Source organism: Lentisphaera marina (assembly GCF_028745505.1).
GTDB classification, from domain to species: Bacteria; Verrucomicrobiota; Lentisphaeria; order Lentisphaerales; family Lentisphaeraceae; genus Lentisphaera; species Lentisphaera marina.
Genome location: NZ_JAQZZL010000002.1, coordinates 2234381 through 2260320 on the forward strand (window position 1 = coordinate 2234381; position 25940 = coordinate 2260320).

Below are 25940 nucleotides of genomic sequence, written 5' to 3' on the forward strand. Positions count from 1 at the left end.
AAGGGTATTTTCACACAGTCTCTTTAAGTCCTAGGTTCAATATAATCGGCTTTCCATAACAAGGATGAACTCTATCGCTTCGAATAAGATTTAAACTAAGCTTATCTAAAAATTCTATCGCCCTTTAGCTCTATTTTTTCAGCTTTAAGGTGCAAGGCACCGATAGAGAATAGCTTCTACCGTGAGGTGGATGTTGCCATACATGAGTTTTCACCAGGACCCTATTTTTGGGTCCGACACTTTATGTCGGTACTTTACATCTTCTCACACGACAAGTCGTGAGCTACATGCCCATTCGTTTTTCTCTCACGCACTTAAATTCGTATTAAATATATTATTTATGTTATAAAATATTTTTTTTTACGATTCATTATTTATCAAACTTAATTTTAGGGCTTATTAAATATGAACCATCACAAAAGATGGCAACATTCTCCCAAAAATAAACCTAGCTAATATTAATAAAAGAAGGTTCACATTATGAAGGTATTTATTCTCACTTTGATTTTCCTGTGTACAGCAAGGCTTACAGCAGAGGAGGCTCAATTCAAGGCCTATGGCAAAGCTATTACAGTCATGAATTTAGAAAAACTAAACTTAAACAGCAAAGAAAAAGCCGCCTTCCTCGAAGGCGTAAAAGCTGCCTTGAAAGAAAATAAATTAAGTGATAAAGATCAAGAGGGCTTAGCCCAACTGGGGAAGTTCCTAGATCAACGCGCCGAAAAATCTACTGCTAAAAATAAACCCTGTGATTCAACACAAGGAAACTGTCAGTCCTGTCCCTAAAACTTATCCAGATCAAATCTAATGAGCCTATTTATGATAAAAACCAAGAATTTCACCTCCACACTTTTAACTTTAATTGCCTGTTGCGCCACCTTCCCTCTTCAGCTTTTTGCCGAAAGCCAAAAACCCAATATCATTTTGATTTTTTCAGATGACCAAGGTTGGGCAGACACTTCGGTACAAATGCACCCTGATCGTGCGGATAGCCGCAAAGGCGTTTACCACACACCGAATTTAGAGCGCATGGCAGCTAATGGCATGATTTTCTCTCAAGCCTATGCCGGGGCACCGCAATGTGCGCCGAGTCGTGGGGCTTTGATGTTTGGACAAACTCCCACACGCCTGGCTCACACCACCAATGCGGGAGATTATTTAGTGAAAGATCGAAGTCATAAGTTTACTATTCCTCAAGCGCTCCGTTCGGTTCACCCGGAATACGCTACCGCTCACCTTGGTAAGTGGCATATCCCCAAACTCAAACCTGAAGTAGCTGGTTTTGACCTACATGATGGTTACACGGGCAATGGCGGCGGAGAATTCTACGAAAACAATAAGGAAAAACTCCCTCCAGAAGATCCAAAACAGATTTATACCATCTCGGAACGAGCCTGTGATTTTATTGCGAAACAAGCAAAGGCAAAAAAGCCTTTTTACTTACAAATATCTCATTATGCTGTTCACGTTTCATTACAATCCCGTGCCGAAACCCTGGAAAGAACTAAAAAGCGCCTTGCAGCTACACATCCTAAATTGGACAAAAGATCTGTTCTTTTTGCCGCGATGGTGGAGGATTTAGATATTGGCGTAGGTATGATTTTGGACGAAGTCGAGAAACAGGGCATTCAGGACAATACCTACATCATTTTCACGTCTGATAATGGCGGCTTCACTTATGCCAATACAGCTGGACCAAATACACCATTAATTGGGGGTAAGCGTTGGACTTATGAAGGGGGAATTCGAGTACCATTTGTCGTGCAAGGTCCTAAAATTAAAGCGGGGACTTACTGTAATCAAGCCATTGTAAACTGGGACTTTTTGCCAACTTTTTACGATTTAGTGGGTGGCACAGAAGCTCTTAGCAAAGATCTAAAACTCGATGGTGGCAGCTTTCGCGCCTACTTAGAAGGTGATGAGGGTGCCACGGTTAATCGCGGTACGAAGGATTTAATTTGGCGCTTTTTAAAGTGGGAAGGTTTGCCCCATGATCCCGTTCACCCAGCCGTCGCTATTCGCCGCGGTAAATACAAACTTTATTACAGTTATTACACACGTCAGTATGAACTATTCGATGTTGAAAATGATATTGAAGAAGCCAATAATTTACTTGACCAAATGCCTGAATTAGTTGCTGATTTGAAGAAAAGTCTAAATGATTATTTTGAAGAAGTCGACGCTCAAGATTATTGGATTCATCGCAAGGATGGCAAACGAAATCTCATCGGCAAAGAAGGCCTCGAAGAAGAGATCAAAAGACATCAACAACAAGTCCCAAAAGCTAGACAATAGCAAAATAATTATAAGGAAATCATGAATAAAATTTTAAGTTTATTAATTCTTATTAGCCAAACATGTTTTGCAGCGGAAAAAGCTCCGCCTAGTTTAAAAGATGTGAAATACGGCCCTCACGAGCGCAACACGCTGAACTTTTGGCAAGTTAAATCAGAGAAACCATTGGGAGTTTTAGTTCAAATTCATGGTGGTGGCTGGATTGGTGGTGATAAAGCTCAAACTCAGCATGCCAATATTTTCAAAAATCAGTATCACACCATAGCGATTGCCTACCCCTTGGTTTCTAGTGGCGACGTTCAACCCGCCATGGCAAATTCTGCCGCAAGAGCAATTCAATTTATTCGTTATAAAGCCAAAGAATGGAATATAGACCCCAAGCGCATCCTACTTACAGGCAGTTCTGCCGGCGCGGCATCGAGCATGTGGTTGGCAACCCATGACGACATGGCTGATCCAAATAGTGACGATCCCGTTGCTCGGCAATCCACACGTGTTGCCGGAGCCATTGCAGGTGGGGGACAAACGACTTTGGATCCCTTTCTCATTGAAAAGCGTATTGGCTCCGAAACCCTCAAACACGGCATGCTCTTCAAACCCTTCGGCGTAGATAATATTGAAGAGCTCAAAAAGAACTGGGACAGCAAATACAAAGCATTCTCAAATGAGTACACCGCCCTGAAGCATATTAGCAAAGACGATCCACCACTATATTTGAGGTACAAAGATGCAGATTACCCCGCTCGCGACCAAGGTCACGGCATTCATCATGGCATATTTGGAGTCATCCTCAAAGAAAAAGCCCAGAAAGTTGGCGCCAAAGTTTATCTGCAGATCGGCGACAAAGAACCTGAACTCAGCCAAAAAGAATACATGGATTCGATTTTCATTAATTGATCTCCTAGGTGATTTGGTGATTTGGTGATTTGGTGATTTGGTGATTTTAATAAATCTATTCCAGTGACAAACTCTTTCGCCAGTCCTGGAGTTTCTTTTTCATCTCCTGGAGTTTTTCTGGGTGAGAGTTTGCCAAGTTATGTTGTTCTTCAGAGTCGCTCTTTAGGTGAATCAAAAACTGTAAGAGATCCTAGCATTGATACCAACTTCATCGCCATTGTCATTATAGCTGTAGCTTGAGCCCAAATTCAGGTTCCATTGATCATTGATCTTACCATTGATATTGAAGCCACCGATCACGTGATTCGCTCCGCGATTTTGCCCTGTGAAGCTTTGTGTTCCGGAATTAGAGTTCTTGAGGCTGGCGTGAATGCTATGATCATCGTCATGATTGGCGATCCAATCGTGCTCGTAACGAATAAAGAGCCGCGGAAGAATTGTGTATTCCGGGTCAGTACCAATTGAATTAAAATCAAAGTTAAGGCCGATGCTGTTAACTAAAGAATGGGCATCATCAGACTCTAAACTTAGATCCAAAGATGGATTACCACTTTCATCAAAAGACTCCTGATAGTAATAAACGTAGTACATACCAAACTCAGGAGAAATGCTAAAACTTTTACTTTTGTAACAGACTTTCTCTGCTGTTGAACCAATGAACAAACTGTGGCTATCATACTCTCCATCAGAAGTTCCTGATATAGTGCCCAAAGTAGAATTTCGTTCAGACTCATTCATACCATAGGCATAACCAATACTCGAATCAAAACTCCAGTCATTAGTGCTTCTGTATTGGTGATACATACCGAGGTAGAGGACATCCGTATCCAAATCCATATCCGAAACGCCATGTTCGTTCATTTTGTAGTATGAGTAACCGGCAAAAGCACCAACTTTCGAGTTGTGATCCACTGCTAAGTCCTGACCAAAGACAAAGCTTGTAATACTGTAATCAATACTGCCAAGCTCACCATCTTCGTCGATATTACCATCCACATAGCTTAAGTCAGCCCAAAATTCTTTTTCAAAGCCAACTTCTACTGAAGGCGCCACGGAAGGCTCTGTAGATGCCGTCATAGCTGTTAGAGGCGCCCGAAAAGTATTGGCTCCACGAGAGTTATTCGCCACCGTTTTTAACACACCTAAACTTGCCTCTAAACCCACAGTCATGTAAGAAGAATAGCCTTCGGGATGAATTGTATCGAGATGAGAAGTTAATTGTTGATTGGTTAATGAATTAAGAGCATTATTAATTTGAGTATTACCCGTATGCGCCGCACTTCCTACCAAAGATGCTGAACCACGATGATTTCGTGTTTTTACATTTTGGTGTTTAGAGAGGTTAATGGGCAAATTTTCTTCAGCTACTAAGGTGATATCTTCTTTACCATTGGTATTATTGTCAACGATTCTAAAATCAATTAGTACAGGTACGGAACCACCTTCGACAAGAAGCTCATCGACAGTTTTTGATGTTTTATTAAAAACAATATTACCTGTTGCAGCGCTATCTTTAGCAGAAATGATCGTAAATTCTTTTCTATCTAATTGGTTTGCTGTAGACCCGTCAGCAACATTGACAACAATCTGTTTCAATAAAGTAATATCTACATCATTCGCACCAAATTTAATTTGATCGTTTTCAGCAAGATTATTTGTTGCATATTGAACATCTACTTCGAAGGTACCACCATCAAATAAGTTTGAATCAATTAAATCTTGGTCACTGACGAATATACCACCAGAAAATTGTATTAATGAATCCGTCGTTAAAGACCCAATTGGATTACCATTTTCATCACCTAAAGCTAAAAGTGCCTGAGTTGTGTCGTTGGTATTTGGCTTAATGAAGATTGAACTATTTTCATCACCAATCGTACCAGATCCTGTAAATTTTGTCTGAACTTCTAAACTAGATGTATCAAGGTTAATGGTAATGGGGCCTCCAAGGTGAAAACCTCCGCTACCTTCATAAAAACCAATTTTACTATCATTACTAAGGTTGATCGTTCCGTTACTTCCTTTAACATCACCAAAAATACTCATCGAAGCGTCAGTTAAATTAATGGTTCCGCCTTGCCCAATAAGATCTCCACCGGTAGCGATTGTTAAAAATGCATCGTCAATATTAAGGGTTAAATTATTACTTAAGATAATCGTTTCAGCACGAAATAAATTATAATTTTGTACAGTTAAATTAGAAGTTGTATTATCAACCGTTTGAATGACTTCAGAAATGAATTTTTCTGTTACGTCACTTCCTGTTAAGTTATTTGTTCCTTTTAAACGTAAGAAGCCGACTTCATAACTTGCTTGAGCTGTGCTTAGCGTTGAATCAATCAAGGTAAACTGATTTGCAATTTTTAGTTTTTTGGTTCCTCCCCCAGGATTGGTAATAGAAGAATTTTCAACATATAAATCTTTTAAAGAAAAACCAGTATCAGAACCTCGAAGCCTTAAAGTAGAACCATTGATTAAGTTGATAGTTCCTTTCTGTGCTTCAACAAATGAATACTCAAGTACTAGTTCACTTGCATCGACATTCGCTTGGAAATCATTTCTAAATTTTAAAAAGGAAGAATTTGTAATGTTAACACCTGATTGTTCTATTTTGAAGATAGAACCATTTTTAACATTTATAGTGGTGCTATTTGATTCAATAGTACCACTGAGTCCATATAAAGAGTTCTCTGAAGCAGTTAAGGAATTAATCGTTAAATCACCAGTACTTATAAATACAGGGTCCCAAGTTCTAAAATGAACGAGCGCATTGTCAAAATTTATGATATTATCACTCTGCTCAAAGGCAAAACGAATATTCGATTCCAATTCCACATCTTCTAAATTAAGTACTCTAAGTGATAGGGTCTTTAAACTACCGTCTTCTTGAAATGTATTAGGATTTAAGGAATTCAGTGTTAGATCTATTGGCCCACTTTTCCCTTTAAAAGTAACTTCCTCCCACATGTTATTAAAGCCCCCGCCAAACCTCATATTAGCGGATGCATGTAGAGTTCTACTTGAAGTATACTCAAAAACTGTTGAATCGAAAAAATTATTGGGGTCTGGTCGATCTCCAATAGCATCTCCCTGCGCAAAGTTGATGATATTTTCATTTACAGCTATAAATGGATCACTACCAGCTAACATAGTATTTGACATAATTAAACTTGTAATAAGTCTAAACGTAAAAGACTTGTAACATTTTTTTTTCATTGACATCAACTCCTTTGTATCAAAGACAAAAAAATCTAAACTACACAATTTATGATTACAAGTTTTTTCAGAAAAATTTGATGGGTTGTTGCAAATAATTAAAATTCTAAATATCTAACCTCCTAAAAAAAACGGAAATCGCAAAGGGTATGCCCGCTTTTGCCATTTTATCCAAATGGGGAGTTTCGTTAAAATCATTGCCATAAGAGCCCAGCTCTGCCCATCCCAGATCATCCGCTAGAATAAAAATAATATTGGGCTTATCACCTGCATACATAAACGACGATAATAACACACATAAAAAATACCTAATCATTTTAACTCCTAAGCAATAATCACCACTGAGGGCACGAAGTTCACAGAGAAAAAACTAGGTTCGTAGTCTACGCTTCAGCGTGCACGATCTAACAATGATCAAAATCTCTTAATCTATCCACAGATTTCTCAGATCAACACAGATAAAACACTTAGTTGTCTTGGCGACTTAGCGAGAAATATATCCACCACAGAGCTCACAAAGAAGAATTTCACCATATCTATACAAAAAATTTTCTCTCAATTCATTTGATAAAAAGCAGGAAAAACCCTGCGCTCCCAGCAGGAAATAACACCAAGTCTCTTACCTCTTTCAGCGTAGCGGTCTTTCAGCGCGAAGCGCGTTCTACTTTCGAAGAAAGTTCACTTCTTATCTCCAGCCTTTTCGTAATACACTTTTTTATTGTTCGTACCGACCATCTCCGTTCTTATTTTTGATTGATCATACGCGCCATCAGCTTTGGCTTGGGTAATAATATCTAAAATAACTTTATCAACGGCGGCATGTTCTTGGCCTGGTTCAGAGGCTAAAGCGGCTTCACGACCCGCTGACATTGCTTTGGTGTAAATGGGGCCTCTGATTTTTTTACCAAGAATCTCTCTTTGAGTGCTATCGATGGTTTTTTCTATTTCCACAATTTCAGGAGCGTTAGTTTTTGGCATCATTGCTTTGAGCTCAGCCATCACATGGGCGTACTCTGGGTTATTGATCAAATTATTGTGCTCGAGAGGATCATTACTATGATCATAGAGTTCCATTTCATTATCTCTAGGGTATTCAATCAAACGCCATTTCTGAGTCCTTACAGTATTGTAACCGCGGCTGTGAGTTGTTAGCGATGGGTAATTCCATTCTCTATCTGGCTTATCAAGTAAAGGCACTAAGCTGTGACCATCTAATTCGGGATTGGGCTCTAAACCACAGAGTTCTAGAAGAGTTGGATAAAGATCGATAGCATTAACTGGACGATGAGTTTTTTGACCCGCTTTGGTCACTCCAGGAGCAATAATTCCCATGGGGATATGGGTTGTTTCTTCCCAAGTTGCGAACTTCTTCCAATGGCCCTTATCACCGAAGTGCCAACCATGATCACTCCACAGCATAATGATGGTGTTATCTTTCTCAGGGGAAGCATCAATAGCATCCAGCAAGCGCCCTATTTGATCATCAACAAAAGTACAAGAAGCCAAGTATCCCTGGATAGCGCTTTTCCAAAGACCCGATTTTACCATAAAATCATGAGTAGCTCCACCGGCCATATTTTGTCCCTGTTGACCTAAATCATCTATGTCATTTTCTTTAACGACGGGAGTGGGTATTTCATCCAATGGGTACATATCAAAGTATTTGCGTGGGACGGCCCAGGCTAAGTGAGGCTTAGTAAAACCACAGCCGAGAAAAAAAGGCTTATTGCGTTTTTCATTGAGTTTACGAATAATGTAATCCACCATGAATGCATCTGGCATAGCTTCTGGTGGGCAATCCAAAGGCCCCCACTTAATGGCATCTGCCTTGCTTTTATCTTTAATTGTGAGCGCTTTCATTTGGCGTTTACGCTCAATTTCATATGCTTTATTAGCTTCGTGAAATTTCTTTTTTAAAACCATGTCTGCCGCACGATCTTTGGGATCGCGCTCTTCAGTGTTGATGTACTCATCCCATGAACCGGGGTGATAGGTATGAAAGTTTTTACCCCCACCAGCTACAAAATAACCTTCTTTGCGAAAGCGTTGCATAATACTCACATCATCGCGGTTTTTAAACTTCGGCGCTAATTGCCAGGTATGGGGATTGCGATACACCCCATGTTTAGAAACGGCGACACCGGTAAAGACCGAGACTCGTGACGGTTTACATGAGCCCCCAGGAACATGAGCATTGGTAAAGAACATTCCTCGCGCCAATAGTCGATCAATATTAGGTGTTTTATAGGCGGGATAATCATATATAGCCTGGTAATCCCGCATGGCACTTATCCAATGGTTCATGTCGTCAATAGAAATAAAAAGTACATTGGGTTTTTTATTATCTTCAGCTAGGATATTTCCAAAGAACAGAAGAGATATCAGTATATAGAGTATTCGCATTTTAATCTCCTTTTATAGCCATTTCTTGTTAGCTTGGTTGGCTTTGGTTCTTTCAATTTGAGCATTTACCTTAGCATTTTCTGATGAGTCAGACTTAAGTCTTTTCTTTAGTTCTCCGAGGCGCTCAGCATAGACATCTTCAATATCCCAAGCCCCAACTCTTTTTACATAATTTTCCAAAAGCTTATCCATTTCAGCAGCTTTTTCAGGCATACTATCGATAAGGTTTTTCTCTTCTCCCATATCAGTTGCCACATTGTGAAGACGTGTTTCTCCCGTATTGAGTTGGCGCATGAATTTATAATCGCCAAGACGAATGACTGAAATCGGCACACCTGCGTAGTAAGGGTAGTGAAAAACTAGGAATGGCGTATTGCGCTCAACTTTACCAGCATTGCCGTTCTTGAATACGTCTACTAAGCTGCCACCATCAATATCTTCCGGCAAAGGATTGGGGTTGCCCGATAGCTCGTGAAGAGTCGCGAGAAAGTCATACTGAACAATCGGCACATCACACTGAGAGTTCGCTGGAATCCCGGGACCACGAACAACAGTCGGAACGCGTAAACCACCTTCCATCATTTTGGCTTTTCCACCCTGTAAATTAGGATTGCCCCCATGACCACCACCATTATCTGAGGTGAAAATCACATATGTATTGTCAGCAATACCATTATCATCCAAAGCCTTTAGCATTGCACCTAGGCTATCGTCTAAATGTTCAATCAAGGCCGCATACATGGCATCTTTTCTAGGGATATTTCCAGTCTGATATTTTTTGATTGTTTCTTCCAAAGCAGCGTGCTTGACGTGTACTGCGTAGTGCGAAACCATAAGAAAGAATGGCTTATTTACTTGAGCTTGTGTGTTAATAAAGTCAACAGATTTTTTGGTTAAACTAAAGACGCGCTTAGGGTCATCATCGGGAATAGGCTTTCTATTTTTTATACTGAGCCAATCGCCATGAAAATTACCGTTGCCCTCTTTAATGTCATCAATATTATCAGATATATCATAACCGATGTCATCCATGCGACGAGTCGTCATTCCCTTGCCAAAATGAGCCGTCACATAATTGGGATCCGCTTCTTTGACGAACTCAGCCATGCCCTTGTGATTTCTTAAGTCGACACCATTCTTTTTTGCCATAACGTCATGAACTGTCATCACTTTTGTTTTAGCTGTTGTTTTACCAAATTGCAGACTAATGCGTGACGGTGTACATGTCGGCGCAGGTGAATAGGCATTGGAAAAGCGCATGCCCTCTTTTGCCATTCGCTCTAAGTGAGGTGTGCGATAAATCTTTTTTGCCAATTCGGGACGATCTTTCATCATGGGAACTGATGTGTCGCCATAACCCTGATCATCCGTGTAGAAGATTATGAAGTTGGGACGTTCTTCTTTCGCTTCTTCACCCATCGCAGCAAAAGAGCATAGGTAAGATGTAAAAATGAATCCCAGGCTTATCTGGGATCTGAGTGTTTTAAAGTTCTTTTTCATAATGGCCTCAATTTGATTAAGTAAAGTAATATCCACCTAATCAATCGTGAATGAGAAGCCATTCTAACAAGGATTTCAGTGAATTCCCCATAAAATGTGTACGCTTACTGCTTTGGCCTAAGTCGATATTTAAACTTAATCCACAAAAAATTAGTTTAAATTTTTGTAGGTACGAAGTACCGATAGACAATAGCGTCCACCGTGAGGTGGATGATTATAATATTTAAATTCATCAAGGGCCCAAATTTGGGTCCGACATACGATATTTCGGACTCACAAGTGAGCCCTCACATTAATATTCATAACTGACGTGTGGCTCACGCCATACGCTATTTCATATCGGGCCAATGGCCCTTTTCCCTGCAACAAATTTTGCGTTCCCACTGTTAACTATTTAATCATTAATTAAATACCCAAAGCCTTGTTAGATAGTTAAATGTGCTCACGTAGTGATCTATAGATACTCAAATAAAGGAATATGTTATGAGACAAATATTTATACTTGGAGTTTTAATCTCTGGATTAATTATAGCTCCAGTCCATGGACAAAAGAGAGACAACACGAGAAATGCTAAAGTCGCCTTTAAAATGGAAGTCGTGACTATACCGGAATCTATTAGTTCCAGTTTTGGCACTCTGAAAAACCAAGTGCTTCTCTGCCAACCTCTAAAGAGCACGAATGAAAAATCACCCCTAATCATTTCACTGCACGGCGTTGGCGGCGGAGGTAAACCCATCGAATCCCGTATGAAGGCCTCTATCATCAAAGAATTATCGAAAACTGAAAACCTAAAATTCGGCGCCAAAATCCTAGTCCCTCAGAGTGACCCCGTCTGGGAACCTGAGTCACTTTCGAAAATGCTAGATTATATATTGAGTCAGCACAAAGACATCGATGTGAATCGCATTTATTGTGTGGGCTACAGCATGGGTGGTAAAGGCACATGGGAATGGGCAATGCTGGAGCCTGAGCGTTTTGCGGCCATTAGTCCCAAAGGTTTTATACCTGATTATAGCAAAACTGAAAGCATGGTGAAACTACCCATTTGGGCCATGGTGGGCACAAAGGATAGTGCGCCCCGCGTTCAAGGTATTTCTAAAATGAAAGAGGAGTTTGCAAAGTTGAATTCCAATAATGTGAACTTATCTATTTTCGAAGGAGCGAATCACAAGACGGCATCGGCAGAAGCAAAAAAAGTCGAAGGTTATTACGACTGGCTTTTTTTACAAAAAAAATAGTTCTAAATAAATTTTTCCTGACACCCAAATCCCACAGAGATCAACCTAGGCCACTTAATCTAAGTAATTTATTAGAGGTGCATTAACCCTTTCACCAAAGGTGACAAAAAACTCGCAAAAGAACAAACTTCCGACAAATATGTCGGATTTTGTTGATTTTTGGTGTTTTAAGGTGTAATTCAAATATATTTTTTGACTAAATTGGAATAAACAAATTATGATTTTAGCATTTGGCGCACGAAACTTTTTAAGTTTTAAGGAAGGTATAGATATATCTTTGAGGCTCAATAAAAATTGTCCCGAATATATATCTAAAGGACTCGACTTTGCCAGCACCTTGTGCGTGAAAGGCAACAATGCTTCCGGAAAAAGTAATATTTTACAAATATTGGACTTCTTTAGCTATTACTGCATTAATTCTTTTGGAGAACTAAAACCCAAAGATAAAATCCCAGTTAAATCTTTTTATTTTAATGAAGACCCTACTGAACTTTATTTAGAGTATTTTATTGCCAAAAAAAGCTACCGCTACGAACTGGTTGTAACATCTGAAAAAGTTATTTCAGAAACTTTATTTGACATTACTGCCAAACAGAGCCAAAAAGTGCTCTTTATTAGAAAAAACAATAACGTCACTGTACCTAGTAAGAATTTTTTCAGCCTCAAGAAAGTACGCCTCCGAGATAATGCTTCGATTATAAGCACAGCATTCCAATATGAACTTGAAAGTATTATACCTCATTATGATAAAATTAGATCTATACAAGTTGATAGGCTGATGTTCACTCCATTAGAGGAAAAAATTACATTTATCTCTGAAGCTCTAGAAGACGATGATTTTGTTTTTAATTTTGTAAAAACTCAAATTATGGATTTTGATACTGGAATTATAGACATTGAACTAAGAGAAAAAGAGCAAGAAAAAGGTGAATTTTTCCCGATTTTCTTTCATGAAACAGAAGATGGTAAAGTTACTCCCTTGTTTTTTCATGAAGAATCCAAAGGAACTCAGAACTTGTTTATAAATTTAGGATGGTATTGTATATCTCTAATCGGTGGACTCACATTAGTGATGGATGAATTTGATCTTCATCTTCACCCTCATATTTCCCATGCACTTGTTGAGATGTTTGATGATCCTGCAATAAATGTCAATAATTCTCAGTTTATCTTTACAACGCATGATATTCCTTTAATGGATAAAATGGGTAAATATAGAACCTTTATAGTAAATAAAGAGTATAATGAAAGTTATGGCTATCGTTTAGATGAGTTGCCAACTAAAGAGTTGGAATTGAAAAATGATCGTCCTATATCTCCTTACTATAACACTGGTAAACTTGGCGGAGTTCCAAATCTATGAGTCGTTTTTCAAACTCAAGAAGAGCTAAACGATTAGAACGCTTTCCACAATCAAGTGTTTTAATCGTTGGTGAAGGACAAACTGAAGAAGTCTTTTTAAAGCACTTGAAAAGAATTTATGAAAGTCGGGCTACAATCACCAATGGTTATGGAGGTAGTCCTAGTTCAGTATTACAGAAAGCAAAGAATCAATTCCCTAAAAACAGCAATATATTTGATGATAAAGTATTACTACTGGATGGTGATGTAACTCCACCAGCGAGATTTGATGCAGATTGTCAAACTCATGGATATGAAGTAGTAACGACAGATAGTGTATGTATTGAATGCTTTTTACTTGATTTACTAGGCCTTGCTAAAGGAACTGTGAATAGTTGTGCTGATTGTAAAAGAAAGCTAAAGAATCACATGGGTTACACAAACATGTCGAACTTCTCACAAAAACTTCCACTATTTTTCTCAAAAAGTAAACTTGAAACAACTCGTTCATCTAACTCGACATTGGATAAGATTATAAAACTTCTTGAGAAGTAGAATACATATTTCAGTATTGATTACTTTGTCTTCTTGAACCATCCAAACCTTAAGGTTTCTCTTAATTACACCATTTCTAATAGAGAAGGGAGAAACAATTGAGTTTCATTCGAAAACACCCTACAGTCGATTATATCTAACGACACATTTGGCAAGCGTACTTTATCAGCACCAACTTTAACAGCCCAAGCTATGCACGTCCCGTACCAACTCAAGAAGATTAATTACTTCTGAACTGTAGTTAAGAATACTGATATGTATTTAGTGTTAGAGTTCCTTTTATACTGGCTCATAAGATAAAAACCATGTCGCATACGGCTTATTTTTTGTCGCCTTTGGCCATTTACTAAAGATCGAAGATCGTCAATATTGGATAAATTAAGCTTCATTAAGCCAAGGATTCCAAATGACTTTAGGTAAACTCACTTTCACCCCTCTCACTCTCGGCCAAATTAAGCCCACCGGCTGGTTAAGACAACAATTGAAAATTCAAGCTAATGGCCTCAGCGGCGCCTTAGATCAATTTTGGCCTGATATCAAAGATAGCTCCTGGTTTGGAGGCCAGGCAGAAGGATGGGAACGCGCCCCCTACTGGCTCGACGGCGTCATCCCCCTAGCTCACTTACTAGATGATGAAGCCTTGCTGAAGCGCATCAAAACTTACATGGATTACATCATTGCAAATCAAGGTGAAGATGGCTGGTTAGGACCCCGCGAAGCTAATGTAGAGAATATTGAAGCCACGGATGAATACGATCCCTGGGGTCTGATTTTAGCCCTAAAAGTTTTGGTGCAATACCATCAAATCACACAAGATGAAAAAGTTCTTAATGCACTGCAATGCTGTCTAAAAATGATGGATCGCCATATGGATGAGACTCCATTATTTAACTGGAGTAAATACCGTTGGTTCGAGAGCCTGATTTCCATTTATTATGTTTACGAAATTCAGCAGGAAGAATGGCTCATTGACTTGGCACGTAAATTTTTTGCACAGGGTTTCGACTGGAAAGAATTTTTCAAATCCGATGAAGTTCGCACTCCCAATGCACGACGCGGTGACTGGAGCTTCGATAAACACGTGGTCAATAATGCCATGGCGATAAAAGCGAATGCCCTTTGGTGGCGAGTTTCAGGCGAGCAATCAGATCGCAGCTTTGGTCCCGAAATGATTGCGATCCTCGATCGTTTTCACGGCATGGTCACTGGAGTCTTCACTGGTGATGAATGCCTAAGTGGGAAAAATCCGATTCAAGGAACGGAGCTCTGTGCGGTGGTGGAATATATGTTTTCACTTGAGCAGATGCAGACTATTGTTGCGGAACCCGCAATTGGTGATCGTTTGGAAAAGATTGCCTTCAATGCGCTGCCCGCAACTTTTGGTCCAGATATGTGGACTCATCAGTACGACCAACAAGTCAATCAGGTTCAGGCGACTGACAATAAAGAACACATGTGGACCACCAATGGCGATGCCTCCAATACCTTTGGTCTTGAACCGCACTTCGGCTGTTGCACTTCCAACATGCACCAAGGCTGGCCCAAGTTTGCCGCTTCATTAATCATGAAGACTGATGACGATGGCCTTGCGATCATTGCCTATGCGCCCTGCGAAGCTAAGATCATCATTGATAATACTCCTGTCAAAATTGAAGTCATTACCGAATATCCCTTCCGAGATTCCCTACTCTTTAAAATAACAAGTGAACAAGCCCTCACTTTCCCGCTCAAATTGCGTATCCCGCAATGGGCAAGCCGCGCCAGTATTCAACTTGATAATGAAGAAATTTTGCCCGAAGCGGGTACTTACTACTCCATTTTACGTGAATGGTCCGGGGAGACTGAACTGAAGCTCACATTGCCCATGTTAGCACGTAGTTCACGTCGCTACCGCAATGCTTTATCGATTGAACGTGGACCGCTGGTTTATGCCCTCAAAATTGAAGAGCATTGGAAGCAATACAATAAAGACCTTCCTTATCGAGAAGCTCCTCATAGTGACTACGAAGTACTGCCCATTAGCCCTTGGCAATATGCCTTAGACATAGATGAGCAAAGATTAAATGAATCGCTTGATTTTGTGGAGCACAGCATTGGCGACTGTCCCTTTTCTCCCGAGGGTGCTCCCGTAAGCACCTCCCTTATGGCTATGCCCATCAAGTGGAACCTACAGCATGGTTGGGCAGGCAATACTCCCATTAGCCCTGTAGAGAAAAGTCGAATTAAATCCTCTATTCCAGAAAGAGTCACACTCATTCCCTATGGCTGCACCAACTTACGTATTACAGAGTTTCCCACTTTATAAAAATTGCCCTTAGAGCTAGGGCTGGAACTGCGCGGAATACTGTCGGACTCACGAGTGAGCCCTTATTAATCATTCCACAATTACCTGTGGCTTGCGCCACAGGCTTTTTAATATCGGGCTGAAGCCCTAGACGACATGAATCATCAGTCCCTAAAGATCACGCCACAGGCTTTTTAATATCGGGCTGAAGCCCTAGACGACATGCATCATCAGTCCCTAAAGATCAGGCATAGGTCTTTTATTAAGACTTATAACTACTAATTGCTTAGTTGCGTAAAAATAATCATAAAGTCGTGTTAGAACAAATAAAAACCTTCGATTCATAAGTCAAATAAAGTGAAAAAAGGTTTTTCGAATCATGACAAAATGGCAGACATTATTATCCCTCCTCATTCTCCCACAAGTTGTTTTTGCGGGATCACTCCCAGATTTTTCCGATAGCCCCGCAGGCCTAGTTCTTTACTTGGGAACACCGGACAAAAGTGACTTTGACGAACTCATTGAGCTCAGTAATAGTGATAAATGGAATGGTCAAATCCTTACTGAAGACCCCACTAAAGTTAGCGAACTTCGCAAAGTACTAATCGAAAAGGGCAATGGTTCCTTGTCGGTCCGCAGTTATAATGGCTACAATTTACCCGTACTTAACAACTTGATCAACAAAGTCATTTGTGCGGATTCCGCAACAGTTCCCAAAGAAGAGATTATGCGAATTGTGGCGCCACGAGGTAAAGTCTATTTTAATAAAAATGGTCAATGGGCAGCAGAAACTAAAGCCGTCCCCACAAATATTGATGATTGGCCCATGGCTTTTTATGGCGCTGACAACAATGCCGTAAGCTTTGATGAAATGGTGGGACCTCCCAAACATATTCAATGGCGCAGTGGCCCCTCATGGACGCGCTCACACGAAATGATCTCTAGCCTCACGTCCATGGTTTCGAATAATGGAGTACTCTACTACATCATCGATGAAGGTTCGCGCCTATCTGCGATTCTGCCAGAGAAGTGGCGCTTAGTCGCTCAAGATGCCTTTAATGGTAAAATCCTTTGGAAATTAGATCTGGAAACTTGGCACAATCACCTCTGGCCAGTGAAATCTGGCCCTGCCCAACTTCAACGTCGCCTCATTGCGATTGGTGATAAACTTTACCTACCACTTGCTGCAGGTGCCCCCCTTTCGGAAGTTGACGCCTTTAGTGGCAAAGTCTTACGTTCTTTTGCGGGCACCGAAGGCCTAGAAGAAGTCGTATTTGATAATGGTTCACTCTATGCCCTTACAGGAGAGAGTGCCAAAGCACAAGAAGGCTATGAGCTCTCCAATGTAGAAGTTTGGGGTGCTGCTGGCGATGCCACAGGCAAGTATAAGTTTGAAAATAATCAAAAAAATAAAATCATGCAGATTGAGCAAGAGAGTGGCAAAATTATTTGGTCACATGATTCAGCTATCGTACCCAACACGATGGCCATTAACCATAAAGGCGTATTCTTTCACAATGGCAAACAAGTGGTCGCGCTCAACCCCGATGGTTCCGATAAATGGAAAGGCGAAGCCTTTGAACTAAAAAAATACAAACTTGGTACCGCAACTACTCCCACATTGCTTTGTCAGGATGACGTGGTTTTAGCAACTCTTGGTTTTGATTTTAAAGATGGTAAAATTTACGCTCATCACATCGATACGGGTAAAATTATCTGGACCTCGAAGCATCACTCATCAGGCCATAGTTCACAAGATGATTTGTTTGTGATCAATGGCCTCGCTTGGTCAGGTGCTATTGCCCGCATTCAACATCAAGGTGGTAACTACGATGGCCACCATCTCAAATCAGGCGAAGTGGCCACCTCTTTCCCTCCTAATGTCAAATCAAATTTCTGGTTTCATCAACGCTGTTATCGTTCAAAAGCTACGGCAAAGTATGTTATCCCTGCCGCCACAGGCACCGAATATGTCGACCTACAGAACAAAACTTGGGATGTGCATCACTGGCTTCGCGGTGCCTGTCTCAATGGTATCTTACCTGCTAATGGCATGACTTATGTGACGCCCCACCCCTGTGCCTGCAACACCGAATCCATGCTGCGTGGCTTCAGTGGCTTAGTCACTCCGGGTATGCAAAAAGATCTAATTGAAGTCAAAGAAACACCACGACTCATCAAGGGTCCGGCCTTCAATACTCCACTCAAAGAACAAGCTCAGGGTTGGAATAACTTCCGCTATGGAAACAAAAGACTCAGCTACAATCAAAATGCGATTTCCGCAAATTTAAGCCCGCAATGGGAAATCAAAATTGCTCCTGGTGAAAAGCTTACCCAACCCGTCGCTAATAATGGCAAAGTTTATGTTGCCGCTGTTCGTAAAAACACCCTCTATGCTCTTGATCAAGAGACGGGTAAAACACTCTGGAGCTTCAGTACGGCAGGTAAAATTGATTCCTCGCCATCACTATGGAAGGGACGCGTTATCTTTGGTAGTGCCGATGGTCACCTCTATTGCCTGAATGAAGATAATGGTGAACTCGTTTGGCGCTTTCGTGGTACGAAAGAAGATCGTCAAATGGCTATCGAAGGTCGCGTTGAATCTATCTGGCCGATTCACGGAAGTAACCCCATTGTTGATGGTACAATCTATTGCCTAGCGGGACGCACTATTTTTCTTGATGGTGGCTTACGACTTTCACTCATTGATGCTGCAACGGGAGAACTGAAATCCGAAGTCATTCATGGTGACAAAGACGAAAAGGATGGCATCCAAGTACAGCTTAAAAACCAAGGCCAAAAAATGGTTCCGGGCAATAGCGATATCTTAAGCTTCGATGGTAAACACCTCTACATGAACTCACAAAGAATTGGTCTTGATGGTAAAAGAATTTATAAGGAAGGTCATGGTAAGCACTACAAAACACTGACTTTTAGTCGCTCTGACCAAGAAGGAGAAGGTACTCACCTTTTCGCTCCTGTAGGTTTCCTTGATGACTCATGGCACCACCGCAGTTTCTGGATCTACGGCAAGGGTGCGGGCTCTGGCTGGGGTGGTTGGCAGAAACCAGGTAAATATGTACCGACAGGTCGGCTCATGGTTGTGAAACCCGATCATACGGTGTATAGCTTTGGCCGTAGACCTGAATTCTTTGCTCAATCGCATATCATGGAGTACATGATCTCATCTTCGCAAGGCAATGCCTACAAGTCTGGTGACTGGGAAAAAACTTTCCTCCCCATTAAAAATAAAGAAGCCTCGATCACAAACTGGGAAAAAAACTCCAAATTACCGATTGAAAAATTATCTTCTCTCAAGTTCAATTGGCGCAATACCGAGCCAGGTTTATTAGGTCGTGCGATGGCGGGTGCAGGCGACAGTCTTTTCATTGCGGGACCTCCCGATATTCTCGACGAGACTAAACTTTACGGACAATTTAGCCAACCTGAATCCATCAAAAAAATCCAAGCGCAACAGGATGCAATTGACGGTTCAATGGGTGCCATCCTTCGTACAGTTTCCACTACAGATGGTAAAACTGTCGCCGAGTATAAGCTAAGTGCACCACCAGTTTTCGATGGTATGGCAGCGGCTAATGGCAAGATTTTCATCGTTCTCCAAGATGGTAGCCTCGTTTGTTGGCAAGCCACTGAAGAATCAACTAAATTAACGACTAATCAGCAGGTGAAATAAATGAAAGCTAAAAAGAAATTCACTCTCATCGAAATCTTAGTCGTCGTAGCCATCATTGGTATTTTAGCTAGTCTCTTACTTCCTAGCTTAAAGAGAGCACGTGAAAAAGCACGCCTCGCCTCCTGCATCAATAATCAAAAGCAAATTGCTATATCCTTTGCCCTCTATCAGGATGATAGTGAAGGGCATTACCCTATCTATGGCACCACTTTTGAAGACGATATTTCCTGGGACGATATGCTCAGTGATTATGATGGTCGAGAAATTAGCGACGCCGATAAACTCACAGAAGAATTACGTATCGATGAATATAGTGCGGGCAGCTACCTCTGCCCATCTACTTTGCAAAATCGCGACCCCATACTTATAAAATCTTATGCCATCAATGATTCATACGTTCAAGATGATATGAGTAATGCCAATGCCATCCGAGGCACCGCGGGATGGAAAAATGACGCTGGCTGGTCAATGAAAATATCTGATGTACAAAATTCGAGTAATTTCATCGTTTTAAGTGAAGTCAATTTTTGGTCAAATAAAATGGGCTCCACTGGCGCCTGGGGTGAAGTTGGAGCAAGAGAATGGTGTGATGGCCTTTCAGTAGCTAAGGTTGTAAGTAGACAAAAAAATGAGGACAAAGGCGGTCTCGGAGGTTTCTTTATTCACGATTCAAAAAGCTATAAACTCAATTTCCTCTTCGGTGATGGTCATGTAGAGTTTCGTTCGGTCCCCAGCACACTTGGAGATGGTGCATCTGGGTTTTATGATGGAAGTGCCCCCAGTTGGAGTAATTTTGTTGATACCCCATGGAATGCTTTAAGCGAATAAAGCTTTCTTCTTGAGTTTCTTACAAATCTTTCAAAAGTCACCGAAATCTCTTATCTTATCGCTAAATCAATTAAAAAATAAGATTTGGCTTGGTGATTCTTCTCCTCAAGTCTTGTACTCTCCTCCCAAAAAGTTTAACTTGGAAGTCATGGATGATAATGAATACAAGTTAAATCGTAATGTCAGCGACTTCTTCGATGAGGCCCTAGGGCTCGGCTTAGCCGAAGACATCAAACTATCGCAAAGCGATCGCTACCTGCCAGGTAAAGAAATCGCCCGTGGTGGAATGAAATCTATCGAAAGCACCGTTGACACCCTGACTGGACGCGAAGTGGCCAAAGCCCTATTGATTGCCAAAGATGATCCAGAAAAAACCGAGCGCTTCTTTCATGAAGCTAGAATATGTGCTTCTCTTGAGCACCCCAACATTGTCCCCGTTTACGACACGGGCTTTGACAAAAATGGCCTCCCCTTTTTCACCATGCGCTTACTGGGTGGTCAAACACTGCAGAAAAAAGTTAAAAACGCACAAAGCTCCGTCGCTGACTTAATCGACGTATTTGTCAAAATCTGTGATGCTGTTTCTTACGCCCATTCTCAGGGAATTATTCATCGCGACCTGAAGCCCGATAATATTCAAATTGGTGGTTTTGGTGAAGTACAAGTCTGTGACTGGGGCCTCGCCTGTAGCCACGGCTTCAAAACGGCTCATTCGATTCATGAAAGCGATACCAAGGAATACATTTTACCTGTCACTCTGGATGGCATGATTAAAGGTACACCTGGTTACTTAGCTCCCGAACAAGCTTCCTCGGAAAAACAAGAATTAACTGCCGCGGCTGACATCTACTCCCTTGGGGCCATACTCTATTTTATTCTAACGGGTAAAGCGCCTCTGGAAGATTGTGATACACTAAGTTCTATACAAAAAACACTTGCGGGAGATATTACCCCCATCAAAGTATTCAATCCCGACGCCTCCCACTCCCTCACAGCCATCTGCAACAAAGCCATGGCTGTAGAAATTCAAGATCGCTACCAAAGTGTAGAAGAATTAAAAAATGACTTGCTTAAGTATCAACACGGTTTCCCCACTTCTGCAGAAGAAGCGGGAGCTTGGGGCGCACTCAAATTACTCATTAAACGCAATCAAAGAATCGCTAGCCTCATTCTTGTTTTCTTCCTCGTCTTTAATAGCGCTCTTGTTTTATTTTTGCTTAACCTTAGCGAAAAAGAAAAAGAGGCGAGACGAGCGGAAGCCCTAGCTATAGAAGCCGCCGATCAGGCACGTGATTCCGAGCAAGCGACTTTAGAAGCCATGTCTATGCTTGCCGCTAGTGAAAAGCAAACGCGAGAAACCTTGGAAAACCTACAAAAAATGACCGATGAGAAAAAACTGGCTTCTCAAAAAGCCGCCCCACGTTTTTTGCGAGAGGGCAAAATGAGTTTCAACCATTTTGAGCACTACAAGGCTCTTGAACAACTAAATCAGGCTATCGAATTACATCCTAATATTGCGACAGCTCACGAATACAAAGGCAGAGTGCTCATGTCACTCCTGCGCTACCAAGAAGCGGAAATAAGTTATCTACGAGATAAGTCGACTCGCAATACTTTTTTGAACTTCGTTAAAGAAATTAAAACTCAAATCCCAGACCCTGCCAAGGCAAATTATCAGGACATTCTTACTATCCTTTCACTCTACAAAAAATATAGTTTCGCCACAATTCAAATCGAGGAACTGTTTTATTCACCCGCTCTGGATTTCCTCAGTACTGAACAAAGACAAGACTTAGCGGTAGATGCAGCCCATATTTTTCAGGGCTTTAAAAAAAGCGAATTTAATAAAATGCTACCTGTAATCTCTAACTCCATGCCACTTGTTTTATACAAGACGGGTCTCAAAACCTTTGATCTGCGCAAACACAGAAAAATAAAGACCTACATGATCCGAGGACATGCAACAGAGGTCGTCATGCTTCCAAAAGTTATCATTCCAAGTCCCACCTTAGAAGACATAGACGCCTGTCCTAATCTTAAGCAAATTTATATCAGCTCTTCAACAGAACTGGACTTTTTCAAAAACTTGAAAGTCCCTGTTCTAAATTATAAGGACATCCCCCAATGACAGATTTTCAACCAACTCGAGTAACCCTGCTCCAGAGACTTTGCAATGATGAAAAAGACGATCTCTCTTGGGAAGAATTTACCGATGCTTACAAGCGCTATATCTATTTACTCATCCGCGGCATGCACATCGATCATCACGATGCAGAAGACCTCACGCAAACTTCTTTATTGGGAGTATGGGAAAAAATCAGCTCCTTTGATTACTCTCCAGAAGAGTGCAAATTTAGAACTTGGCTCTACCGTATTGTTCGCAACAAAGTGATTGACCATATTCGCAAGGCCAATACCAAAAAGAATAAAAAGGTCGAAATCCCCGACGCGGAAACTCATTCTGATCCAGAAATTTACAATATTGCTGAAAAGGAATGGCGGGCTCATATATCTGATCGAGCTTATAGCAATATTAAAGGGAACTTTTCTGAAAAAGTTATGCAATGCTTTGACCTGAGCCTTGAAGGTAAATCCACTGCGGAAATCGCAGCTACAACAGGGATTGCGGAAGCGACCATATACGTTTATAAACAGCGCGTCAAAGATGCTCTTTGCCACGAGATTCGCGTCTTAAATGATAAATGGAGTTAATAGTTTTCTGGAAAAATAATTTTTTTTCATTAAAAACTGTTAGACCCACTTAAAAATTGCGATTGTTACATAAATACGGAAAATGATAAACAGAATTTTTAAGGACTCCAATTATGCGTAAATATTTTTCATCTCTACAGAAAGGCTTCACAACTGCCTTCTTACTCTTCATGGGACTGGGCATGAATGCTGCTGACAAACCCAACTTCATCATTTTTTATATGGATGACCTAGGTTGGGCCGACACGTCACACGAAATGAAAAAGGGCATGACTGAATCCAAGAGCGATTTTCACGAAACCCCCAATGTTGAAAGACTGGCAAAACAAGGCTTAACTTTTACGCAGGGTTATTCCCCTGCACCTACGTGTACTCCTTCACGTATTAGTATTCACTATGGCAAAACAAATGCTCGTCTCGGTTACACAACTGTACACGACGTCCTAGCCAATAATCGCGGACTCAAAGAGAGCATACCAAAAGACAACAAATCAATTGCCCATGTCATGAATGACGCAGGTTACACAACAGCCCATTTTGGTAAGGGTATTGCCATTGCTAAACCACAGGAAATTGGCTACCAAGTACACGACGCTTTTGACGTCGGTGATAATGGCAACTACCATGGCGATTATGTAAAAATTGCTCCTGAAAGCGAACGTGAAAAACTTCCCGTCGATAACCCCAAGCGCATTTACTCCCTCACAAAATCTTCCGTCGATTTCGTCAATGAACAAGCTAAATCTGACAAGCCATTTTTCATGATGGTTTCTCACTACGCGGTGCACGTACCCCACGCTGCTAGTCCTGAAATCATTGAAAAATATCGCAACAAAAAACGCGGTAAATATCTTCGTGACGAAGATTACATGGATCCTTCAGAAATGAGCGTAGGCCAACGCACCTGTACTTGGCGCTTACAGTACGCCGCTATGCTCGAAGAGGCAGACATGAACCTTGGGGCTATTATGGATGCCCTCGAAGCCAATGGCCAAGCCGATAATACTTACATCGTTTTCACTTCCGATAATGGCGGTGGTCTCACACCTAATGGTGCCCTTACTGGTGGCAAGGCAAATCTATTTGAAGGCGGACTCCGTGTTCCAACTATTATTGCAGGTCCAAAAGTCCTTAAAAATCAATACTGCGATGTCCCTGTTATTCAGTGGGATCTTTTGACGACTTTTCACGACCTCTCCAATTCTTCTGCTCCACTTCCCAAAGATGTTGATGGCGGTAGCCTACGCCAAGTTTTTGCCAAAGGCAATAATGGAAAAGTTAAGCGCCCCAATGAAGGCATTGTCTTCAACTACCCCTACTACGCAGCAGCCCCGATCAACGCTATTATCGTTGGTAAATATAAGCTCATGCGCCAACTCAATACGGGTGAGATCAAGCTCTTTAATATTGACGAAGATTTGGCAGAGAAAAACAATCTAGCTCAACAGAGCCCCGAAATTGCCGCGCGTTTAGCTCAGCAAATGGATTCTTACCTCGCCGAAGTTAATGCACCAAAAATTGAAGACGTTTACGAAGCTCGCTTAACGGAACTCGCAAATTGGACGAAAGAAGCCAAGTTTAATTTTAAAAATAATTTAGAAATTCGTTCTAGAAATAAATCCGCTTCAGAAATCAAACTTATCAAAGCTCAACTCAAGAAAAAATATGATGCTGATATGGCGCGATTCAAAAAATCTACTGAGCATTGCCAAATGCAAATGCTCAACAAAAACTTCATCGGTGGCAATTATGAAAAAATTCAATCATCTTCACCAAAGAAAGAAAAACCAGTAAAAATCAAAAAAGCTCAAACTATTTCAATTTAATCTCTCGATAAACTCCCTCCCCTAAGTGTGATTCGAGTTTAAAACGACACTTAAAATAGAATAAACAAAGCCCGCCTTAGATAAAGATTTTAATTATCCATGGCAGGTAATGATAAATTCATGTCGTAATTTGACAACAAAAACTTCTTGCTTTCTTGGCCTCCTTGTACTTTTATATTGAAAGAACAATCACAAGGTTATTATGAAACAAGAAAATAAATTCTCTCTCATCGAGCTTTTAGTCGTCGTGGCCATTATTGGTATTCTTGCCAGTTTTTTACTGCCCACACTGAAAAAAGCACGTGATTCAGCTCGTCGTACTGCATGTATGAGTCAAGAGAAACAGATAGGTTATGCCTTCTCTATGTATCGTGGTGATAATAATGGCCATTACCCTTCGACTCCAATGCATTCTGTTGGGTCAAGAATCTCTTGGGATGATATGCTCAGCGGCTACGATGGTCGCCCCACCCTTTCAGACTCAGACATGACAGCACAGCACCTCCTCAAAGATGGTCCATACAATAATGACCTCTATCTTTGTCCGAGCAATATTATAGAGCGCGACACTTACTCTATACGTTCGTATGCAGTATCTTTTGATTATGCACCTCAATGGGATGTCATCGGCGTATCAGGTTGGGATAATGGAGATAGCTGGTCAGTTTCTGAGTCCGACATCGTAAACGCTAGCAATTTTGCCGTAATGGCTGAATACCAAAATTTCGGAAACTCCATGGGCTATGCCGACTTTAATGTAGGGTATTTCACTGTAAATGGTTTCGCCGCATGGTATTCACCCACAGTAACTTCAGAAGTAAATAGTTTTTATGTTCATGATACAAAAACCTTTAAACAAAATTTCCTCTATAGTGATGGACATGTAGAATATAAAAGTTTCGATAAAACTTTAGGGTCGGAAGCCGATCATTTTTGGACAGCCTCTTGGGGTGTAGCAATAGAAAACACTCAATGGAGCGCACGTTACGGAGGCAATTAATTTCGTCTTTATTATAAGTTCTTGACAGTGACGACACTCAATGGAACGCTCTAGATTAAAGTAGCTCAAAGAAAATAAATTGAGTGAAGCTCACTATCTAAGCGTCATTAGAATTCAGTAAAACAAAAGCTAAGAAGGAAAAGTATTTTA

General features: G+C 41.0%; 17 protein-coding genes. 13 read left to right on the forward strand and 4 right to left on the reverse strand.

Annotated elements, in window-relative coordinates:
- The first annotated feature begins 480 nt into the window (after positions 1 to 480).
- Genes PQO01_RS20125 through PQO01_RS20135 form a run of 3 tightly spaced genes read left to right on the forward strand, consistent with a single transcriptional unit; the run spans position 481 to position 3192 of the window.
- The gene (locus PQO01_RS20125; RefSeq protein WP_274316025.1) at positions 481 to 786 is read left to right on the forward strand and encodes a hypothetical protein; all 306 of its coding nucleotides are present in this window, start codon (positions 481 to 483) and stop codon (positions 784 to 786) included.
- Positions 787 to 819: 33 nt separating this feature from the next.
- A complete protein-coding gene (locus tag PQO01_RS20130; RefSeq protein WP_274316026.1) occupies positions 820 to 2295 on the forward strand; it encodes a sulfatase in 1476 nt (491 codons plus the stop codon).
- 21 nt (positions 2296 to 2316) lie between these two features.
- Complete coding sequence (locus PQO01_RS20135) at positions 2317 to 3192, forward strand: alpha/beta hydrolase (RefSeq protein WP_274316027.1); 876 nt, start codon at positions 2317 to 2319, stop codon at positions 3190 to 3192.
- A 171-nt stretch (positions 3193 to 3363) separates the two neighbouring features.
- Here the strand turns inward: PQO01_RS20135 and PQO01_RS20140 are convergent, their stop codons facing one another.
- The 4 genes from PQO01_RS20140 to PQO01_RS20155 all read right to left on the reverse strand — a co-directional run bounded on the left by PQO01_RS20140 (position 3364) and on the right by PQO01_RS20155 (position 10311).
- Entirely contained in the window at positions 3364 to 6354 is a 2991-nt protein-coding gene (locus PQO01_RS20140; RefSeq protein WP_274316028.1) for an autotransporter family protein, read from the reverse strand.
- 160 nt (positions 6355 to 6514) lie between these two features.
- On the reverse strand, positions 6515 to 6724 hold the full coding sequence (locus tag PQO01_RS20145) for a sulfatase-like hydrolase/transferase (RefSeq protein ID WP_274316029.1): 210 nt from the start codon (positions 6722 to 6724) through the stop codon (positions 6515 to 6517).
- Positions 6725 to 7086: 362 nt separating this feature from the next.
- Positions 7087 to 8811: a sulfatase gene (locus PQO01_RS20150; protein ID WP_274316030.1), complete on the reverse strand. Its 1725-nt coding sequence runs from the start codon at positions 8809 to 8811 to the stop codon at positions 7087 to 7089.
- 12 nt (positions 8812 to 8823) lie between these two features.
- On the reverse strand, positions 8824 to 10311 hold the full coding sequence (locus tag PQO01_RS20155; protein ID WP_274316031.1) for a sulfatase: 1488 nt from the start codon (positions 10309 to 10311) through the stop codon (positions 8824 to 8826).
- 483 nt (positions 10312 to 10794) lie between these two features.
- On the opposite strand from PQO01_RS20155, the gene PQO01_RS20160 reads away from it, so the two are divergent.
- From PQO01_RS20160 to PQO01_RS20205, 10 genes are all read left to right on the forward strand, one after another.
- Positions 10795 to 11550 (forward strand): carboxylesterase family protein, encoded by a 756-nt coding sequence (locus PQO01_RS20160; protein ID WP_274316032.1) that lies wholly within the window; start codon positions 10795 to 10797, stop codon positions 11548 to 11550.
- A 217-nt stretch (positions 11551 to 11767) separates the two neighbouring features.
- Positions 11768 to 12913 (forward strand): AAA family ATPase, encoded by a 1146-nt coding sequence (locus tag PQO01_RS20165; RefSeq protein ID WP_274316033.1) that lies wholly within the window; start codon positions 11768 to 11770, stop codon positions 12911 to 12913.
- Positions 12910 to 13446 (forward strand): RloB domain-containing protein, encoded by a 537-nt coding sequence (locus tag PQO01_RS20170; protein WP_274316034.1) that lies wholly within the window; start codon positions 12910 to 12912, stop codon positions 13444 to 13446. Before PQO01_RS20165 ends, PQO01_RS20170 begins: the two co-directional genes overlap by 4 nt.
- 406 nt (positions 13447 to 13852) lie before the next feature.
- Positions 13853 to 15751, forward strand: coding sequence for a beta-L-arabinofuranosidase domain-containing protein (locus tag PQO01_RS20175; RefSeq protein WP_274316035.1), 1899 nt, complete (start codon positions 13853 to 13855; stop codon positions 15749 to 15751).
- Between the two features lie 358 nt (positions 15752 to 16109).
- The gene (locus tag PQO01_RS20180) at positions 16110 to 19424 is read left to right on the forward strand and encodes an outer membrane protein assembly factor BamB family protein (RefSeq protein WP_274316036.1); all 3315 of its coding nucleotides are present in this window, start codon (positions 16110 to 16112) and stop codon (positions 19422 to 19424) included.
- Positions 19425 to 20252, forward strand: a complete 828-nt coding sequence (locus tag PQO01_RS20185) for a DUF1559 family PulG-like putative transporter (RefSeq protein ID WP_274316037.1) — start codon at positions 19425 to 19427, stop codon at positions 20250 to 20252.
- A 148-nt stretch (positions 20253 to 20400) separates the two neighbouring features.
- Entirely contained in the window at positions 20401 to 22380 is a 1980-nt protein-coding gene (locus tag PQO01_RS20190) for a serine/threonine protein kinase (protein ID WP_274316038.1), read from the forward strand.
- Positions 22377 to 22964, forward strand: coding sequence for an RNA polymerase sigma factor (locus PQO01_RS20195; RefSeq protein ID WP_274316039.1), 588 nt, complete (start codon positions 22377 to 22379; stop codon positions 22962 to 22964). The genes PQO01_RS20190 and PQO01_RS20195 overlap by 4 nt, the downstream gene beginning before the upstream one ends.
- 113 nt (positions 22965 to 23077) lie before the next feature.
- Positions 23078 to 24790, forward strand: coding sequence for a sulfatase (locus PQO01_RS20200; protein WP_274316040.1), 1713 nt, complete (start codon positions 23078 to 23080; stop codon positions 24788 to 24790).
- Between the two features lie 202 nt (positions 24791 to 24992).
- The gene (locus PQO01_RS20205; RefSeq protein ID WP_274316041.1) at positions 24993 to 25790 is read left to right on the forward strand and encodes a type II secretion system protein; all 798 of its coding nucleotides are present in this window, start codon (positions 24993 to 24995) and stop codon (positions 25788 to 25790) included.
- Positions 25791 to 25940 lie beyond the last annotated feature (150 nt).

What these genes read in the sequence shown, in the direction of transcription:
- PQO01_RS20165 (WP_274316033.1), top strand. Translation starts at nt 11,768, where the DNA reads ATGATTTTAGCATTTGGCGCACGAAACTTTTTAAGTTTTAAGGAAGGT.
- PQO01_RS20145 (WP_274316029.1), bottom strand. Translation starts at nt 6,724, where the DNA reads ATGATTAGGTATTTTTTATGTGTGTTATTATCGTCGTTTATGTATGCA.
- PQO01_RS20130 (WP_274316026.1), top strand. Translation starts at nt 820, where the DNA reads ATGATAAAAACCAAGAATTTCACCTCCACACTTTTAACTTTAATTGCC.
- PQO01_RS20195 (WP_274316039.1), top strand. Translation starts at nt 22,377, where the DNA reads ATGACAGATTTTCAACCAACTCGAGTAACCCTGCTCCAGAGACTTTGC.
- PQO01_RS20200 (WP_274316040.1), top strand. Translation starts at nt 23,078, where the DNA reads ATGCGTAAATATTTTTCATCTCTACAGAAAGGCTTCACAACTGCCTTC.
- PQO01_RS20140 (WP_274316028.1), bottom strand. Translation starts at nt 6,354, where the DNA reads ATGTCAAATACTATGTTAGCTGGTAGTGATCCATTTATAGCTGTAAAT.
- PQO01_RS20180 (WP_274316036.1), top strand. Translation starts at nt 16,110, where the DNA reads ATGACAAAATGGCAGACATTATTATCCCTCCTCATTCTCCCACAAGTT.
- PQO01_RS20170 (WP_274316034.1), top strand. Translation starts at nt 12,910, where the DNA reads ATGAGTCGTTTTTCAAACTCAAGAAGAGCTAAACGATTAGAACGCTTT.
- PQO01_RS20190 (WP_274316038.1), top strand. Translation starts at nt 20,401, where the DNA reads ATGGATGATAATGAATACAAGTTAAATCGTAATGTCAGCGACTTCTTC.
- PQO01_RS20155 (WP_274316031.1), bottom strand. Translation starts at nt 10,311, where the DNA reads ATGAAAAAGAACTTTAAAACACTCAGATCCCAGATAAGCCTGGGATTC.
- PQO01_RS20185 (WP_274316037.1), top strand. Translation starts at nt 19,425, where the DNA reads ATGAAAGCTAAAAAGAAATTCACTCTCATCGAAATCTTAGTCGTCGTA.
- PQO01_RS20150 (WP_274316030.1), bottom strand. Translation starts at nt 8,811, where the DNA reads ATGCGAATACTCTATATACTGATATCTCTTCTGTTCTTTGGAAATATC.
- PQO01_RS20135 (WP_274316027.1), top strand. Translation starts at nt 2,317, where the DNA reads ATGAATAAAATTTTAAGTTTATTAATTCTTATTAGCCAAACATGTTTT.
- PQO01_RS20205 (WP_274316041.1), top strand. Translation starts at nt 24,993, where the DNA reads ATGAAACAAGAAAATAAATTCTCTCTCATCGAGCTTTTAGTCGTCGTG.
- PQO01_RS20160 (WP_274316032.1), top strand. Translation starts at nt 10,795, where the DNA reads ATGAGACAAATATTTATACTTGGAGTTTTAATCTCTGGATTAATTATA.
- PQO01_RS20175 (WP_274316035.1), top strand. Translation starts at nt 13,853, where the DNA reads ATGACTTTAGGTAAACTCACTTTCACCCCTCTCACTCTCGGCCAAATT.
- PQO01_RS20125 (WP_274316025.1), top strand. Translation starts at nt 481, where the DNA reads ATGAAGGTATTTATTCTCACTTTGATTTTCCTGTGTACAGCAAGGCTT.